The sequence below is a fragment of the Pseudomonas sp. HD6515 genome, assembly GCF_024971855.1.
Classification (GTDB): domain Bacteria; phylum Pseudomonadota; class Gammaproteobacteria; order Pseudomonadales; family Pseudomonadaceae; genus Aquipseudomonas; species Aquipseudomonas alloputida.
Genome location: NZ_CP079827.1, coordinates 5923786 through 5940401, shown reverse-complemented (window position 1 = coordinate 5940401; position 16616 = coordinate 5923786). Strand labels below are relative to the sequence as shown.

The following is a 16616-nucleotide window of genomic DNA, read 5'->3' as shown; positions in this document are numbered from 1 at the left end:
TGGGGAGTCTCATGGATGTGACCGACCTGTTGGCCCGAGCTGTGGATGCGGGGGCTTCAGACCTGCACCTGGCGACGGGCCAGATTCCGATGCTGCGCCTGGATGGCGAGTTGCAGCGTATGGGCTTGCCGCCCTTGAGCCAGGGTGCCTTGAACGAGGGCATGGCGAGCGTGCTGGATGACGACCAGCGCCGGCAGTGGGCCCAAGGCGATGAAATGGACCTTGCGCTGGAGTTGCCGGCGCTTGGGCGCTTTCGGCTGAACCTGTTTCGCCAGTTGAATGGCCTGGCGGTTACCTTTCGGTTGATTCCGGGGCGCATTGCGACGGTGAGTGAGCTGGACCTTGCGGATGTGTTTCAAGCTGTTGCGCAATGCCGGGATGGCTTGATCCTCGTGGGCGGGCCGACCGGCAGTGGCAAGTCCAGTACCCTGGCAACGCTACTCGACCAGCTGAACCGCGAGCAAGCGCTGCACATCATCACCCTGGAAGACCCTGTCGAGGTCATCCATGCCAGCCAGCGCAGCCTGGTCAACCAACGTGAGATGGGGCGCCATAGTCGCGGCTTTGCTCAGGGGCTGCGCAGTGCGCTGCGCCAGGACCCGGACGTGATCATGATCGGCGAGTTGCGCGACCTTGAAACCATTCGCCTGGCCCTGCGCGCGGCCGAAACCGGGCACCTGGTGCTGGCAACCGTGCATGCGCGTTCGGCGACCAGCAGCATCGACAGGTTGGTGGAGGTTTTTGCTGCCGAGGAAAAGCCGTTGGTGCGGGCGATGCTGGCCGAGTCGCTGCGCCTGGTGGTCGCGCAGGTGCTGGTCAGGCGCGTGGGGGGCGGGCGGGTGGCTGCGCGGGAAGTGCTGGTGGCGACGCCGGCGGTGCGTAACCTGGTTCGGGAGGGGCGGTTGGCGCAGTTGTCTTCGGTGATGCAGGGCGGGGCGGCGGAGGGGATGCTGACGATGGAGGGGGCGTTGCGGAGGCTGAGGGAGCGAGGGTTGATCAAAGGCTTGTAGTACCTGCAAAGGCCCTTTCGCGGGCGCGCCCGCTCCCACAGGTATGGCGCTGCCCGCGAGAGCGACGCGGTAGCTGTGGGAGCGGGCGTGCCCGCGAAGGGGCCGGTACCGGATAGCGCCGATCAGATTAACGCTTGGCCAGACTCAGCTGTTGCTGCTCTTTCGGCAGCACCCGTTTGGCCACCACGTAGTGCTTCTGCCAGTAAGGCTTGCTCAAGGTGTCGATACTCACCCGCTTGCCACGGCGTGGCGCGTGGATGAAGCGGTCGTTACCCAGGTAGATGGCGACGTGATTGACCCGACGGCTCTTGATGTTGAAGAAGATCAGGTCGCCAGGCTTCAGATCACCCTTGGCCACCTTCACCCCATGGCCCTGGGCCATGGCATTGGAGGTGCGCGGCAGGTCGACGTCGGCGACGTCGTTGAAGGCGTATTTGACCAGCCCGCTGCAGTCAAAGCCTTTTTTCGGGCTGCTGCCGCCCCAAACATAAGGGGTACCTAGCACATTTACCGCACGGCTCAGCACATCGCTGCTTTGCTTCGGCGACATGGCGGCGACATTCGCACCGCGGTTGCTGACGGCATTGCTTGGGCGGGCGCGCAGCGCGGTCTGCTTGGCGGGTGCGTGTTTCACCGACGCGTTGGTCGTGTAGCCGGTGAAACCATTGGGAAGACGTTGCTCACGATTGGTGGCGTGGGCGGCCAGGGGCAATAATAGGCAGAGGGTCAGCCATGTCTTGATCAAAGGCGGCATAGATGAAGCTCTTATGAATAGTTATGTGTTGGGCGCGCAACTTTATAACAGCTTTTTGATCAGTTATTGATCCGTTGGTCGATTGCCTAGGCGCCGTATGTCGGGTAGCGGCGAGAAAGTCACATTTTTTCTTAGAAAATTTTCGGATAACCCACGGGGGCTATGAATGAACAGTTATCAACAGGGGGTGCCCTTTCACGACACCCACAGCAAAACCATTGGCTACCTGCTGTGGATTTTCGGCTTCACCGGGTCCCATCGTTTCTATTACGGCAGGCCGATTACCGGGACCATCTGGTTCTTCACCTTCGGCTTGCTGGGCATTGGTTGGTTGATTGACCTGTTCCTGATCCCGTCCATGGACCGTGAAGCCGACCTGAGGTTTCAGTCCGGGCGTATCGACTACAACATCGCCTGGATTCTGCTGACCTTCCTGGGGGTGTTTGGCCTGCACCGGCTGTATCAGGGCAAATGGATCACCGCGATCATCTACTTCTTTACCGGCGGGTTGTTCCTGGTGGGGGTGCTGTATGACTTCTGGACGTTGAACAGCCAGGTGTCCGAGAGGAATGCGGGGCGGGGCTGACGGTACCGGGGCTGTTTTAGAGCCCATTCAGGGGCAAGCCCGTCCCCCATGAAAAAGGCCTTGTCGCGCCGCCGCGGCAAGGCCTTCTTTGTTACTGGCGGGTCTGCCGCTGTTGCAGCAACAGGTTGCTGAATCCGGCCCCAGCCAGCTGCTTCTGTGCCCCGGTCAACTGCTCGCGGTTGCTGAACGGCCCGACCAGCACGCGGTACCAGGTTTCATCCTTGACCGTGCCCGACTCCACTTTCACGGACTGGCCCAGCAGGATGATCTGTGCCCGTACCTTGTCAGCATCGGCCTGCTTGCGGAACGAGCCGGCCTGAAGGAAGTACTGCGTGGTCGCCGCCGGCTTGATCACAGGCGGTGGCGGCGGCGGGGTCTGGCCGAGCAGCGCTGCCTGGGCCCTCGCCGTGTCGATTTTTGCCGCTTCTGCTGGTGTCACCGGGGTTACCGGCTGGGCCGGCACCGGTGGCGTTTTCTCCGGTACGGCTTCCGGCGGCACGATCACCTCAGACTCCGGCAGCAGGGTGTAGAAGTCGTACTTCGGCTTCACCGGCTGTTGCGGGGTAGCTTGCGCGGGCTTGCCGGCTTCGGCCGTTTTCGCCGGTTTCTCCTGCTCGGGCTTGGTGCGCTTGATGTCATCGCCACCGGGTTCGAGCTTCATCAGGAACACGATGAACGCGCCTACGGTCAGGCCGACCGCCAGCCATACCCAGCCGGGGATCGGCTGTTTGGCCGGTGCCGTCTGGCGGCTGGCGCCGCGTTTCGGGGCAGGTTTTTTCTTGGCAGCCAACTTACATGCGCTCCAGGGTTTCCAGGCCGAGCAGTTCCAGACCTTGTTTGAGGGTGCGGCCGGTCAGGGCGGCCAGGCGCAGCCGGCTCTGCTGCTGCGAAGGGGTTTCGGCAGCGAGGATCGGGCAGTTCTCGTAGAAGCTCGAGAACAGGCCGGCCAAGTCGTACAGGTAGCTGCACAATACGTGCGGCGTGCCTTTTTCGGCGACGTTGTTGAGGATTTCGCCAAACTGCGCCAGGCGCGCGGCCAAGTCCTGCTCGTGGGCTGCGTGCAGCACGATTTTGCCGTCGACTTCGTCAAAGCCTTTGCCCAGCTTGCGGAACACGCCGGCTACGCGGGTGTAAGCGTACAGCAGGTAAGGGGCGGTGTTGCCTTCGAAGTTGAGCATCAGCTCGAAGTTGAAGCTGTAGTCACTGGTGCGGTGCTTGGACAGGTCAGCGTATTTCACCGCGCCGATGCCTACCACCTCGCCGATGTGGCGCAGTTCGTCGTCGGCCAGGCTCGGGTTCTTTTCCTTGACCAGCGCGTAGGCGCGCTCCTTGGCCTCGGTGAGCAGGTCGATCAGCTTCACGGTGCCGCCGTCACGGGTCTTGAACGGGCGGCCGTCGGCGCCGTTCATGGTGCCGAAGCCCATGTGCTCCATTTGCATCGGGTGGCCGACGAAGCCAGCGCGGCGGGCCACTTCGAACACCTGATTGAAGTGCAGGGCCTGGCGCTGGTCGACGAAGTACAGTGCGCGGTCAGCCTTCAACACGTTGCTGCGGTAACGCACGGCAGCCAGGTCGGTGGTGGCGTACAGATAGCCGCCGTCAGCCTTCTGCACGATCACCGGCAGGGGGTCGCCTTCGCTGTTCTTGAACTCGTCGAGGAACACGCATTGGGCGCCCTGGTCTTCGACCAGCAGGCCCTTGGCCTTGAGGTCGGCCACCACGTTGGCCAAGTCGTCGTTGTAGGCGCTTTCGCCCATCACGTCGGCCATGGTCAGTTTGACGTTGAGCAGCTCGTAGGTCTTCTGGCAGTGCGACAGCGAGATGTCCTTGAAGCGTGTCCAAAGGGCCAGGCACTCGGGGTCACCGGCTTGCAGCTTGACCACCAGGCCGCGGGCGCGAGTGGCGAACTCTTCCGATTCATCGAAGCGTTTCTTCGCCGCGCGGTAGAAGTTTTCCAGGTCCGACAGCTCGTCGCTGGTGATCGGGTTTTCCTGCAGGTAGGCCATCAGCATGCCGAACTGGGTACCCCAGTCGCCGACGTGGTTCTGGCGGATGACGTTGTCGCCCAGGAACTCCAGCACGCGCGCAACGCTGTCGCCGATGATGGTCGAGCGCAGGTGGCCGACGTGCATTTCCTTGGCCAGGTTGGGCGCCGACATGTCGATCACCACCTTTTGCGCCGGGCCGGCTTTGCGTGCACCCAGGTGGGCGTCGGCCAGAGCGGCATCCAGGCGGTTGGCCAGGGCGTCGGTGTTCTGGAAGAAGTTGAGGAAGCCGGGGCCTGCAATCTCGACCTTGCTGATGTCGGCGCTGGCCGGCAGGGCGTTGATCAGTTTTTCGGCGAGGTCGCGCGGCTTCATGCCGGCCGGCTTGGCCAGCATCATGGCGATGTTGCTGGCGAAGTCGCCGTGGGTCTTGTCCCGGGCGTTTTCCACCTGGATCGCCGGCGACAGCCCTTCAGGCAGCACACCGTCGGTGACGAGTTGGGTGAGGGCTTGCTGGATCAGCTGGCGAATGGTGTCTTTCATGGGGATCTCTTTTCGACCGCAAGCGCGGTGAGCGCCTGGATGCGCAGGTGGAAAAACTGGGCATTATCCGTTGCCGGGAGCAGGTTGCCAACCTTTGGGCGGCAAGCTGGGGGCCACAAGCGGCAAGAAAAAGCGGCATCGCACCCGCCCGGCGCTTGCTTGCCGCTGGTCACTCGCAGCTTGCAGCTCAATACAGGTCTACCGGGTCGACATCCAGCGACCAGCGCACCTGGCGCCCGCTCGGCAACTGTTCCAACACTAGCAACCAGGCGCTGATCAGTCGATGCAACGGCGCCCGGGTATTGGCCTGTATCAACAATTGTGCGCGGAATCGTCCGGCGCGGCGCTCCATGGGCGCCGGTACCGGGCCCAGCAGTTCGATGCCCGGCAGGTGCTGTTCGGCCACCAGGCGCTCGGCGGCGGCACAGGCTTCGTCGAGGAAACCTTCGGCCTGCCCCGGCTTGTGTGCTTCGGCACGCAGCAAGGCCAGGTGCGAGTAGGGCGGCAGCCCGGCGGCTCGGCGTTCGTCCAGGGCCTGTTCGGCGAAGGCGAAGTAGCCTTGCTCGGTTAGCTGGACCAGCAGTGGGTGGTCGGCCAGGTGGGTCTGGATGATGACCTTGCCGGGTTCTTCGGCCCGCCCGGCCCGCCCGGCCACCTGTACGATAAGTTGTGCCATGCGCTCGCTGGCGCGGAAGTCACCGGAAAACAGCCCGCCATCGGCATCAAGGATGGCCACCAGGGTCACCCGCGGGAAGTGGTGGCCCTTGGCGAGCATCTGGGTGCCGACGAGGATGCTTGGCTGGCCGCGCTGGATGGTGCTGAACAGGTTGTGCATGGCGTCCTTGCGCGCCGTGCTGTCGCGGTCCACGCGCAGGATCGGGTAATCCGGGAACAGCACCTTCAGGCGCTCTTCGGCGCGCTCGGTACCGGCACCGACCGGGCGCAGGTCGACGTGGTTGCATTGCGGGCACTGGTGCGGCAGGCGTTCGTCATAGCCACAGTGGTGGCAGCGCAGCACGCCGGAGCGCTGGTGCACGGTCATGCGCGCATCGCAGCGTGGGCATTCGGACAGCCAGCCGCAATCGTGGCACAGCAAGGTTGGGGCAAAGCCGCGGCGGTTGAGGAACACCAGCACTTGTTGGCCAGCTTCCAGGGTCTGTCGGATAGCCTGCTGCAGCGGGCCACTGATGCCGCTGTCCAGTGGCAGGCTCTTCACATCAAGGCGCAGCATGCGCGGCGGGCGTGCCCCCCCGGCGCGTTGGTTCATACGCAGCAGGCGGTAGCGGCCGGTCAGGGCGTTGTGCAGGGTTTCCAGCGACGGTGTGGCGGAGCCGAGCAGGATCGGGATGTTCTCCTGGTGAGCGCGTACCAGTGCCAGGTCGCGGGCGTGGTACCGCAGGCCTTCCTGCTGTTTATAGGAGCCGTCGTGCTCTTCGTCGATGATGATCAGGCCGGGGTTTTTCATCGGCGTGAACAATGCCGAGCGGGTGCCGATGATGATATCGGCCTCGCCGTCCCGTGCCGCCAGCCAGGCATCCAGGCGTTCGCGGTCGTTCACCGCAGAGTGCAGCAGGGCAATGCGCGCGTTGAAGCGTTGCTCGAAGCGCGCCAGGGTTTGCGGGCCGAGGTTGATCTCCGGGATCAGCACCAGCGCCTGCTTGCCGGCTTCCAGGGTTTCGCGGATCAGTTGCAGGTAGACCTCGGTCTTGCCACTGCCGGTGACGCCGGCCAGCAAGAACGCGCCGAAACCGCCAAAGCCCTCGCACACGGCGTCGAAGGCATCGCGTTGCTCTTCGTTGAGGGGGAGTTCTGGCTGTGCCAGCCAGTGCTCATGGCGCAGGGCCGGCAAGTGGCGGCGCGTCTCGATCTGCACCAGATCCTTGGCCAGCAGCAGGTCGAGGCTGTCCTTGTTCAGGTTGAGTTTGGCCAGCAGGCTGTGGGCCACGCCGTGCGGGTGCTGGGCCAGGGTCTTGAGGGCGTCGCGCTGGCGCGGCGCGCGGGCGATGCGCGGGTCCTCCAGGCGGGCGCCAGGGGCTATGTGCCAGAAGCGTTCCTGGCGCATTTCGGCGGCTTCACCCTGGCGCAGTAGCGTGGGCAGCGCCCAGCTCAGGGTATCGCCCAGGCTGTGCTGGTAGTACTGGGCGGTCCACAGGCACAGCTTGAACAGCGACGCGGGGATGGGGGACACCGGGTCGAGCAGGGCAGTGGCCGGCTTCAGTTTGTCGGCGGGCACTTCGCTCTGCGTGCACACCTCTATCAGCACACCGATCATTTCGCGGCGGCCAAAGGGCACGCGGATGCGCATGCCAGGGGTCAAGGTCTGGCGCGCCATGCTCGCCGGCGCCTTGTAGTCGAACAGGCGCCGCAGCGGAGAGGGCAGGGCAAGGCGCAGGATGACGTCGGACACGCGGAAAGTCTCGGAGGGCGTTACAAGGACTGGCGAGCCTAGCAGACGACGGTCGGTGCAAGCGACATCTTGCGCTGACGGTGTGCTCTGGTATTATTCGCCGCCTAATTACGTGCGGTATTCAACAATTGGTGTTGGGTGGCGGCACGCAGCTCGAGGAAGTGACCATGAAAGAAGGTATCCACCCGAACTACGAAGTAGTTGCAGTCACCTGCAGCTGCGGTAACAAGTTCGAAACTCGTTCGACCCTGGGCAACGTCCTGTCGATCGACGTTTGCAACCTGTGCCACCCGTTCTACACCGGTAAGCAGAAAGTTCTGGACACCGGTGGTCGCGTACAGAAGTTCGCCGATCGCTTCGGCATGTTCGGTGCCAAGAAGTAATCATGCGCAGGGCGAATCCTTCGGGCTTCGCATTGTTGCTGAAGAAGGCGTCCCTTGTGGGCGCCTTTTTTGTGGGCGTTATCTGGCATTTCCCGGTCCTGGCGTTCTGCCCACAGCCGGATAAGCCCCAATGGGTAGCGGTACGACAGGTGGTTGATGGCGACACCTTGCGTCTGGTCGATGGCCGCAGTGTGCGGCTGATCGGTATCAATGCCCCGGAAATAGGCCGCAAGGGGCGTACCAGTGAGCCCTATGCCGAAGCTGCCAGGCGGCGATTGCAGGCCTTGGTAAAGGCCAATGACGATCGTGTCGGGCTGGTGCCTGGTGTTGAAGGTAAGGACAAGTACGGTCGCACACTGGCGCACATCTACAGCCGCAATGGCGACAATCTGGAAGCACAATTGCTTAGCGAGGGCTTGGGCTACCGCGTGGCCATTGCCCCTAATGTGCGTTTCAGTGGTTGCCAGCAGCTTGCCGAACAAGTAGCGCGCCAGGCTGGCGTTGGCCTGTGGCGGCGTTCGCCCGTAGTGGCTGCAAGCGATGTCAGGCAGTCAGGTTTCGCTGTTGTGCGTGGTCGTATCGAAGGCATCGAGCGGAATCGTGGTGGGGTCTGGCTTACCCTGGGCGGTACCCTGGTACTGCAGGTTCCCGCTCGTCTGCAGCGCAACTTCCCCGCCAGCTTCTTCGATAATCTCAAGGGACGCCAGGTCGAAGCGCGCGGCTGGGTGCTGGATCGTTCCCGCAGGGGTGGCCTCAAGCCCGGGCAGCGACGTTGGGTGTTGCCATTGACCGATCCAAGCATGTTGGAGCGCATTTCAGGTTAAAAGATGTAGACATTTCGCTGCGATATTGTACACACTGTTGGTCGTATGCCCCCGTGGGTTGTAGCGTAAAGTCGTAGGCTAAAGGCCTTGACACAAGTGACCGGCCAGTCTTGTGGCTCCCCGGCTCTTTGCGTATCCTCGGCGGTCCGTCAGAACAGTAAATAGCGGAATGCCCACCATGTCAGACCTGAAAACCGCCGCTCTCGAATATCACGCTCAACCTCGTCCGGGGAAACTGAGCGTTGAACTCTCCAAGCCCACTGCCACCGCCCGTGACCTCGCCCTGGCCTACAGCCCAGGTGTTGCAGAGCCGGTGCGCGAAATTGGCCGTGATCCAGAGCTGGCTTACAAATACACCGGCAAAGGCAACCTGGTTGCGGTGATTTCCGATGGCACTGCCATCCTCGGTCTGGGTGACCTCGGCCCACTGGCTTCCAAGCCGGTCATGGAAGGCAAGGGTGTTCTGTTCAAGCGTTTCGCCGGTATCGATGTGTTCGACATCGAAGTCGAATCGGAAAGCCCGCAAGCGTTCATCGACACCGTTCGCCGCATTTCGATCACCTTCGGTGGCATCAACCTTGAAGACATCAAGGCGCCTGAGTGCTTTGAAATCGAACGTACCCTGATCGAACAGTGCGACATCCCGGTGTTCCACGATGACCAGCACGGTACTGCCATCGTGACTGCCGCCGGCATGATCAACGCCCTGGAAATCGCTGGCAAGAAACTGGAAGAAGCCAAGATCGTCTGCCTGGGCGCCGGCGCTGCTGCCATTTCCTGCATGAAGCTGCTGGTAAGCATGGGTGCGAAGGTCGAGAACATCTTCATGATCGACCGTAGTGGCGTGATCCACGCTGGCCGTGACGACCTGAACCAGTACAAGGCGCAGTTCGCCCACGCGACCGACAAGCGTACTCTGGCCGACGCCCTTGACGGTGCCGACGTGTTCGTAGGTCTGTCTGGCCCGAACCTGCTGAGCCCAGAAGGCCTGAAGTCGATGGCTGCCAACCCGATCGTGTTCGCCTGCTCGAACCCGGACCCGGAAATCTCGCCAGAGCTGGCGCACGCCACTCGCAACGACGTGATCATGGCGACCGGTCGTTCCGACTACCCGAACCAGGTCAACAACGTACTGGGCTTCCCGTTCATCTTCCGTGGTGCTCTGGACGTTCGCGCCAAGCGTATCAACGAAGAGATGAAGATCGCTGCCGCTATCGCCCTGAAAGACCTGGCCAAGCTGCCAGTGCCGAAGGAAGTTTGCGAAGCCTATGGCGTTGAAGGCCTGGAGTTCGGCCGTGAGTACATCATTCCGAAGCCGCTGGATGCACGCTTGATCACCGTCGTTTCCGATGCTGTGGCCAAGGCTGCCATCGAATCCGGCGTGGCTACCCTGCCATATCCGAAGCACTACCCGCTGACCAGCGTGGATGAAGTGTTCAACGGCTGATTGCCGCAAGCGACATAAAAAAGCCCCGGCTCGCATGAGCCGGGGCTTTTTGTTGGGGCTTGGGAATGTGTCAGGGCTGCAAGGTGTTCGTCAGGGCACTTGTGGCGCCTATCAGATCGAGCGCCGCCCGCGCGGCGCATCGCGACGCAAAGGCCGCTCCCACATTTGTTGCAACGTGGCCATGCCTGTGCGGCCATGGTTGTCAGCCTTGCTGGCATGACTGGATTTGGAGGTGGGCATTGATGCCGCCCCGCCTGTCTCAAGGCATGCACCCAGGCGGGCAACCATGGCTTGGCAGGTTCGGCACGTTGCAGCAGATATGGGAGCGGCCTTGCGTCGCGATGCGCCGCGCGGGCGGCGCTCGATTCACGCGCCCACGCAAAACCTGAGTCAGGCGCCCTGCCTTAGAACAGATCCATCGGCGTCGCTTCATCGGCTGGCAGCGGGCTGCCCGGTGCCGCGCCATTGCCCAGCTCGTCCACCGACGGCGGCGAATCTTCGGCTTTGAACAGCTCGAAGTAGGCATTCGGTGTGCCCGGCGATGCCGCGCGCCCGCTGACCGGGTCGACGCGCAAGCTGAGAATGCCCTCCGGCTCTGCCGGGGCATGCGCAGGCTTGTCCTTGAGCGCCGCGCCCATGAAGTTCATCCAGATCGGCAGTGCCGCAGTCCCGCCATATTCGCGGCGGCCGAGGGTTTCCGGTTGGTCGAAGCCGACCCAAACGGTAGTCACGTAATCGGCGTTGTAACCGGAGAACCAGGCGTCCTTGGATTCGTTGGTCGTACCTGTCTTGCCCGCCAGGTCGGTGCGGCCCAAGGCCAGCGCCCGGCGGCCGGTGCCGCGCTTGATCACGTCCTGCAGCATGCTGGTGAGGATGTAGGTGGTACGCCCGTCGATGATCTGTTCGGCCACTGCCGGCGCTTGCGGTGCCGCGGCCACCTGGCTCAAGGCAGAAGGTGCTTCGCCCGGCATGGCCGCAGTGCTGATTGGCTGCTCGGGTGCGGCCAGGCCCGCCTGGTCTTGGGCACCTTGCGGTACGCGGGCCGGGTTGGCGGTGAACAGTGTCTCGCCGCTGCGGCTCTCGATGCGCTCGATCAGGTACGGGGTGATCTTGTACCCACCGTTGGCAAAGGTGCTCCAGCCGGTGGCGATTTCCATCGGGGTCAGGGTGGCGGTGCCCAGGGCCAGCGACAGGTTGCGCGGCAGGTCCTGCTTGTTGAAGCCAAACTTGGCGATGTAGTCGATGGTGCGGTCCACGCCCATGGCTTGCAGCAGGCGGATCGACACCAGGTTACGTGACTTGTACAGCGCCTCACGCATGCGGATAGGGCCGAGGAAGGTGTTGGTATCGTTCTTCGGTCGCCACACTTTATCCACCGACTCGTCAACGAACACGATCGGCGCATCGTTGACCAGGCTGGAAGCGGTGTAGCCGCTGTCCAGCGCGGCGCTGTAGATGAATGGTTTGAAACTCGAGCCCGGTTGGCGCTTGGCCTGCACGGCGCGGTTGTAATTGCTCTGTTCGAACGAGAAACCGCCGACCAGGGCGCGGATGGCGCCGTTGTTCGGGTCGAGGGTGACCAGGGCACTCTGCGCAACGGGCACCTGGCTGAACTTCAATGTGCCATCGTCAAGGCGTTGCAGGCGCACCAGGTCACCGACCTGGGCCACGTCGGCCGGTGATTGCGGTGAACGGCCCTGGGCGTTGTTGTTGATGAACGGGCGCGCCCATTTCATGGTGTCCCAGGCAACCTGCGCCTCTTGGCCGTCACGGGTCAGCACCTTGAGGCCGGTGTGTTCCACCTGGGTGACAATGGCTGGCTCCAGGCCGCCAAGGGTGCGTTGCTTGCCCAGCTCCTGCAGCCAGGCTGCGTGGGTGCGGCCCGGGAAGCGTGCTTCAGGGCCACGGTAGCCGTGGCGCTCATCGTAATCGGAGAGGCCCTTGAGGACGGCCTTGTTGGCCATTTCCTGCATGTCGCTAGGCACGGTGGTCGTGACGCGGAAGCCTTCGGTGTAGGCGTCGCTGCCGTAGCGGCCGACCATTTCCGCGCGGGCCATTTCGGCGATGTACGGGGCATTCACCTCAGGCGTCGGCACGTGATAGCTGGCGTTGAGCGGCTCGGCCAGGGCGGCCTCATAGCTGGCCTGGTCGATCTTGCCTAGCTTGTACATGCGCCCAAGGATCCAGTCGCGGCGCTCTTTGGCGCGCACCGGGTTGGCCAGCGGGTTGAAGCGCGACGGTGCCTTGGGCAGGCCGGCGATCATCGCCATCTGCGCCAGGCTCACGTCACGGATGGACTTGCCGTAATACACCTGTGCTGCTGCATCGATACCGTAGGCGCGGTTGCCCAGGTAGATCTTGTTCACGTACAGCTCAAGGATTTCGTCCTTGGTCAGCTCACGCTCGATCTGCAGGGCCAGCAGGATTTCGTTGGTCTTGCGTGAGAAGCTGCGTTCGCTGGTGAGGAAGAAGTTCTTCGCCACCTGCATGGTGATGGTGCTGCCGCCGGTCTGGATATGACCGGTTTTCACCAGCTGGGTCGCGGCGCGCATCAGGCTGCTGGGGTCGACACCGTAGTGGTTGAGGAAATTGTCGTCCTCGGCTGACAGCAGCGCCTGAATGAATTGTGGGGGAATTTCCGCGAAGCGGATCGGCGAGCGGCGCATTTCGCCGAATTCGGCAATCAGCTTGCCATCGCTGCTGTACACCCTGAGGGGGATCTGCAACTGGATGCTTCTGAGGGACTCGACCGAGGGCAGGCTGGGGCTAAGATACAGAAACGCACCGCTCACACCGAGTACGAGCGCGCAGATGACTGCGACGGAAGACCACCAGAAGAACTTCAGCAGACGTATCAAGGCTTTTCGGTGTCCAGGTTGGGAGTGGATTGCACGCAGGTCCGGTGGACCAAAAAACGCTGGGCATTATAAGCATTTTTCGCCTCTCCGGGTGACCGGCCAGGCTACCCGTCGACTCGATGAGTAGCCCCGGCTCAGTGTTGCCGCGGGGTTGCGACAGGTGGCTGCGCTTGGCAGCTGCAACAGACAGCAAAGGAGTCGCGATGTTTGGACGCTTCGGCAAGGATGCCGGTTCACTGGTGGGGGTGGAAATCACGCCCGACGCCGTTCGGATAATGCAACTGCAGCAGCGCAATCGACGCTGGCGTGTGATGGGGTCGGCACAAGAGCTGTTTCAGGCGCCGCTGGCCGATGACTGGGCTGAGGCGCCTGGGGTGGTGGTGGCTGCGCTGCAGCGCGCTTACCGGCGCAGCGGCCTCAGGCAACGCCGGGTAGCGCTGGCACTGCCGGCCAGTCAGGTTATCTGCAAGTTGTGCTATCTGCCGGTGGAGCAGAGCGGGGCGCAGTTGGAGGCACAACTGCTTGCCGATGCAGAGCGGCTGTTTCCGTTTCCGCTGGAAGACCTGGCCTTGGATTTTCAGGTCATGGGGGCTTCCCATGACCAGCCAGGTTGCTCAGAGGTAATGGTTGCTGCCTGTCGACAGAGTGCGCTGGCGTCACTCGAAGCCGTCGTCGAGGAGGCGGGCTTGCAGTTGGAAGCCGTCGAGGTCGACACCATTGCCTTGTGCCGCATGTTGCCACAGGGTGGCCTTGAGGGAGCAGCGCTGCTGCGTGTCGAAACCCGCAGTGTAACGCTTCATGACTGGCAGCCAGGCAGGGTGTGCCAGCGCTGTGAACTACAAACGACTGGCCCGGATATGAACGGGCAATGGTCAGAGCGCCTGCAGGCTTTACTTGCCAGGCAGAGCCTGCCTGCGGGGTTGTGGGTTGCCAGCAGCTCATCGATCAATCCGGGCTGGCTGCAAGGCCTTGGCAGCCGGCTGAATGTGCGGTGCACGTACCTGCCTGGGCTGGCAGGGCTTGAGCATGTTGATGGGGCGATGCTCCTGGCCTGCGCCTTGGCCTTGGGAGGTTTGCGCCCATGATGCGACTGAACCTTCTACCCTGGCGCGAACGGCAGCGTCAGGCGGCGCTGCGGCGCTTTCGAGGCCAGCTGGTGGGTGGTGCACTCTTGGCTTTGTGCGCCGTGATGCTGGTCGATCAGCTGGCCCGCCAACGCGGGCATCAGCAGGTGCTGGCCAATACCCAGCGCCAAGCGACCCTTGATGCACAGGATGAGCAGTTGCAGTCGCTGGCCGACGTGCGTGCGCAGCATGAAGCGCTACTTGCCCGTGCGGTGGCCCTGGAAGGCCTGCGCGCCCATCAGGGTGTATTGGCCGGTGTCTTCGCCGACCTTGAAGGGGCGTTGCCTGAAGGTGTGCAGTTACTTGACCTGAGCCTTGATAGTGGCCGCTTGCAGATGACAGGGGTGGCTGCGTCCGGTGCTGTGGTTGCTCAGTTCATGCGCGACTTGAACCGCTCGAGCGTTTTGCTCGATCTGGAACTCAAACGCATCAAGAGCCTGCCGGACGGCGATGAGTTTCTGCTGACCGCTCGCGTTGCGGCGTTCTGGTCGTGAGTACTGCGCAGATGCTCGCTTGGCTGGCGGTGGTCGAGGGCTCAGGGCGCTTCCGACGGCTGGCGCCAGTGCTGGTGGCTGTTGTGTTGTTCAGCCTGGGCTGCGCGATGCGCCTGCCCGCCCTGTTGCAGCAGCAGGCGCGGGAGGATGCCAGGCATGTCGAGTTGAGCCAGCTGCAGGCAGCCAGTGCATCGCAGTTGGCCGAACTGGAGCGGCTGAAGGCTCTAACGGTGATTGCCGAACAGCGGTTGCAAGCGGCGCACTGGTACCTGGCGGCCGGGGAGAGCATGAGCGACCTGCTTGAGCGTCTGGCAGTGTCGGGGCATGCGCACGGCTTGCTTGTCGAGCGCCTCGATGTAGGTGAGGGCGAGCAACAGGCCGGATTCAGTAAGGTACCGCTGGTGGTGCAAGTGGTAGGGCGTTACTCGGCCTTGCGGCTGTGGCTGGGCGACTGGTTGGGGCAGGCGCGGATTCTGCGCAGCGGTGACATGAGCCTGGCAACCGTTGATCGCCAGCCTGGACTGTTGCGCCTGCAGTTGCGGGTTGATGCCTATCACGCGGCTACGCCCCTGAAGGCACCTGCAATGCTGGCGGACCTGCCGGCAAGGGCCGCAATGGTTGCACCTGAAGTGGACCCGTTTGCGCCGGCTGCTGCGCGAGTGGCCAGTGCCGGGCTGGTCGGCGTGCCGTTGGCGCAGCTGGAAATGGTCGGCAGCCTGGCGCGCGGGGCGGCACGCGAGGCACTGCTGATGGCGGCTGGCAAGCTCTATCGCGTACGCCCGGGCGACCGGGTAGGGCGTGATCAGGGGGTAGTGATGCATATAGACCAACGTCAGGTCGAAGTGCGTGAGCGGCTGTTCATGGCGGGGGTATGGCACGAGCGCACGGCGTTCATCACCCTCGCCAAGCGCCTGGGCAAGGAGGCCTCGGACCCGAATGAAAACGTGGATGAAATACCTGCTGGCAACCCTGCTGTCGATCCCGCTGGCTTCGGCGACGCCTTACCAGGGTGAACCCCTGTCGCTGAACTTCCAGGATGTAGAGGTGCGTGCGGTGCTGCAGGTGCTGGCTGACTACGCCGGCGTCAACCTGGTCGCCAGTGATGCGGTACAAGGCAGCGTCACTTTGCGTTTGCAGGACGTGCCGTGGGATCAGGCACTTGACCTGGTGCTGCGCAGCAAGGGCCTGTCCCGGCGCCAGGAGGGCAATGTGCTGTTGGTGGCGCCTGCGGCCGAGTTTGCCGCGCAATCGGCAGACGCCCGGGTGAGCCAAGTGCTGGACGCGCAGCTGCAGCCATTGCGTCGGGAACTGCTGACCATTCACCACGCCAAGGCCGCCGATTTGGCGCAGTTGCTGCTGGCAAGTCTGGAGGGTGGCGGCATCTCCACGGGTAGCCTGAGTGTCGATGAGCGCACCAATACGCTGGTGGTGTACCTGCCCGCTGACCGCCTGGCCGAGTTACGCCAGCTGGTGGCGCAGTTGGATGTGCCGGTGCGTCAGGTAGCGATCGAAGCGCGTATCGTCGAAGCCAACGTCGATTATGAGAAAAGCCTGGGGGTACGCTGGGGTGGGCCGCTGTACGGCGAGAAACTGCGGCCCGGCAAGGAGCTGTTTGTCGACCTCGGTCTGGAGCGAGCCGGCAGCAGTATCGGCCTGGGTTTGTTGCGCGGTGACGTGTTGCTGGATCTGGAACTCAGTGCCATGGAAAAAAGCGGCAACGGCGAGATCATTTCGCAGCCCAAGGTGGTCACGGCTGACAAGGAAACGGCGAGGATCCTCAAGGGTACCGAGGTGCCTTACCAGGAAACCAGCCAAAGCGGCGCTACCTCGGTATCGTTTCGCGAAGCCTCGCTGTCGCTGGAAGTAACGCCACAGATCACTCCGGACAACAAGGTGATCATGACCGTCCGGGTGACCAAGGACGAGCCGGATTACGTCAATGCCTTGAACAACGTACCGCCGATCCGCAAGAACGAGGTCAATGCCAAGGTTCGTGTGGCTGACGGCGAAACGATCGTGATCGGTGGCGTCTACTCGACTTCGCAAAACAATGTGGTCGACAAGGTGCCATTTTTCGGCGATCTGCCGTATGTTGGGCGGCTGTTTCGACGCGATGCATTACAAGAGAAAAAATCCGAGCTGCTGGTCTTCCTGACTCCGCGTATCATGAGTGACCAGGCGATTGCTGTGAGTCGTTGATT

The 16616-nt window shown here is 62.9% G+C and carries 15 protein-coding genes; 9 read left to right on the top strand and 6 right to left on the bottom strand.

Annotated elements, in window-relative coordinates:
• Positions 1–11 precede the first annotated feature (11 nt).
• On the top strand, positions 12–1010 hold the full coding sequence (locus KW568_RS27240; RefSeq protein WP_004575485.1) for a type IV pilus twitching motility protein PilT: 999 nt from the start codon (positions 12–14) through the stop codon (positions 1008–1010).
• A gap of 127 nt (positions 1011–1137) precedes the next feature.
• On the opposite strand, the gene KW568_RS27235 is transcribed toward KW568_RS27240, so the two are convergent.
• The gene (locus tag KW568_RS27235) at positions 1138–1764 is read right to left on the bottom strand and encodes a C40 family peptidase (protein WP_003249118.1); all 627 of its coding nucleotides are present in this window, start codon (positions 1762–1764) and stop codon (positions 1138–1140) included.
• 166 nt (positions 1765–1930) lie between these two features.
• Here KW568_RS27235 and KW568_RS27230 point away from each other — a divergent pair, with 166 nt between their 5' ends.
• Positions 1931–2350 (top strand): TM2 domain-containing protein, encoded by a 420-nt coding sequence (locus KW568_RS27230; protein WP_003249120.1) that lies wholly within the window; start codon positions 1931–1933, stop codon positions 2348–2350.
• A gap of 91 nt (positions 2351–2441) precedes the next feature.
• On the opposite strand, the gene KW568_RS27225 is transcribed toward KW568_RS27230, so the two are convergent.
• From KW568_RS27225 to KW568_RS27215, 3 genes are all read right to left on the bottom strand, one after another.
• A complete protein-coding gene (locus tag KW568_RS27225; protein ID WP_003249122.1) occupies positions 2442–3140 on the bottom strand; it encodes an SPOR domain-containing protein in 699 nt (232 codons plus the stop codon).
• 1 nt (position 3141) lies between these two features.
• Positions 3142–4878: an arginine--tRNA ligase gene (argS, locus tag KW568_RS27220; protein ID WP_003249124.1), complete on the bottom strand. Its 1737-nt coding sequence runs from the start codon at positions 4876–4878 to the stop codon at positions 3142–3144.
• A gap of 187 nt (positions 4879–5065) precedes the next feature.
• Positions 5066–7285 carry a primosomal protein N' gene (locus tag KW568_RS27215; protein WP_004575486.1) on the bottom strand — a complete coding sequence of 740 codons (2220 nt, stop codon included), beginning with the start codon at positions 7283–7285 and terminating at the stop codon, positions 5066–5068.
• A gap of 167 nt (positions 7286–7452) precedes the next feature.
• Between KW568_RS27215 and rpmE the strand changes: the two genes are divergently transcribed.
• The 3 genes from rpmE (at position 7453) to KW568_RS27200 (ending at position 9939) form a co-directional block, all read left to right on the top strand.
• On the top strand, positions 7453–7668 hold the full coding sequence (rpmE, locus tag KW568_RS27210) for a 50S ribosomal protein L31 (protein WP_003249127.1): 216 nt from the start codon (positions 7453–7455) through the stop codon (positions 7666–7668).
• Between the two features lie 2 nt (positions 7669–7670).
• Positions 7671–8492, top strand: a complete 822-nt coding sequence (locus KW568_RS27205) for a thermonuclease family protein (RefSeq protein ID WP_004575487.1) — start codon at positions 7671–7673, stop codon at positions 8490–8492.
• Between the two features lie 178 nt (positions 8493–8670).
• Entirely contained in the window at positions 8671–9939 is a 1269-nt protein-coding gene (locus tag KW568_RS27200) for a malic enzyme-like NAD(P)-binding protein (RefSeq protein WP_004575488.1), read from the top strand.
• A gap of 111 nt (positions 9940–10050) precedes the next feature.
• Here KW568_RS27200 and KW568_RS27195 read toward each other — a convergent pair whose 3' ends face one another.
• Together KW568_RS27195 and KW568_RS27190 are read right to left on the bottom strand one after the other, a co-directional pair.
• A complete protein-coding gene (locus KW568_RS27195) occupies positions 10051–10179 on the bottom strand; it encodes a hypothetical protein (RefSeq protein ID WP_254913526.1) in 129 nt (42 codons plus the stop codon).
• 164 nt (positions 10180–10343) lie between these two features.
• Positions 10344–12794, bottom strand: a complete 2451-nt coding sequence (locus tag KW568_RS27190; RefSeq protein WP_371263213.1) for a penicillin-binding protein 1A — start codon at positions 12792–12794, stop codon at positions 10344–10346.
• 206 nt (positions 12795–13000) lie between these two features.
• On the opposite strand from KW568_RS27190, the gene pilM reads away from it, so the two are divergent.
• Genes pilM through KW568_RS27170 form a run of 4 tightly spaced genes read left to right on the top strand, consistent with a single transcriptional unit; the run spans position 13001 to position 16614 of the window.
• Complete coding sequence (pilM, locus tag KW568_RS27185) at positions 13001–13882, top strand: type IV pilus biogenesis protein PilM (RefSeq protein WP_004575489.1); 882 nt, start codon at positions 13001–13003, stop codon at positions 13880–13882.
• On the top strand, positions 13879–14415 hold the full coding sequence (locus tag KW568_RS27180; protein ID WP_004575490.1) for a PilN domain-containing protein: 537 nt from the start codon (positions 13879–13881) through the stop codon (positions 14413–14415). Before pilM ends, KW568_RS27180 begins: the two co-directional genes overlap by 4 nt.
• A gap of 11 nt (positions 14416–14426) precedes the next feature.
• Positions 14427–15428, top strand: coding sequence for a pilus assembly protein PilP (locus tag KW568_RS27175; protein WP_004575491.1), 1002 nt, complete (start codon positions 14427–14429; stop codon positions 15426–15428).
• Positions 15352–16614, top strand: a complete 1263-nt coding sequence (locus KW568_RS27170) for a type IV pilus secretin PilQ (RefSeq protein WP_080634927.1) — start codon at positions 15352–15354, stop codon at positions 16612–16614. The genes KW568_RS27175 and KW568_RS27170 overlap by 77 nt, the downstream gene beginning before the upstream one ends.
• The last annotated feature ends 2 nt before the right edge of the window (positions 16615–16616 follow it).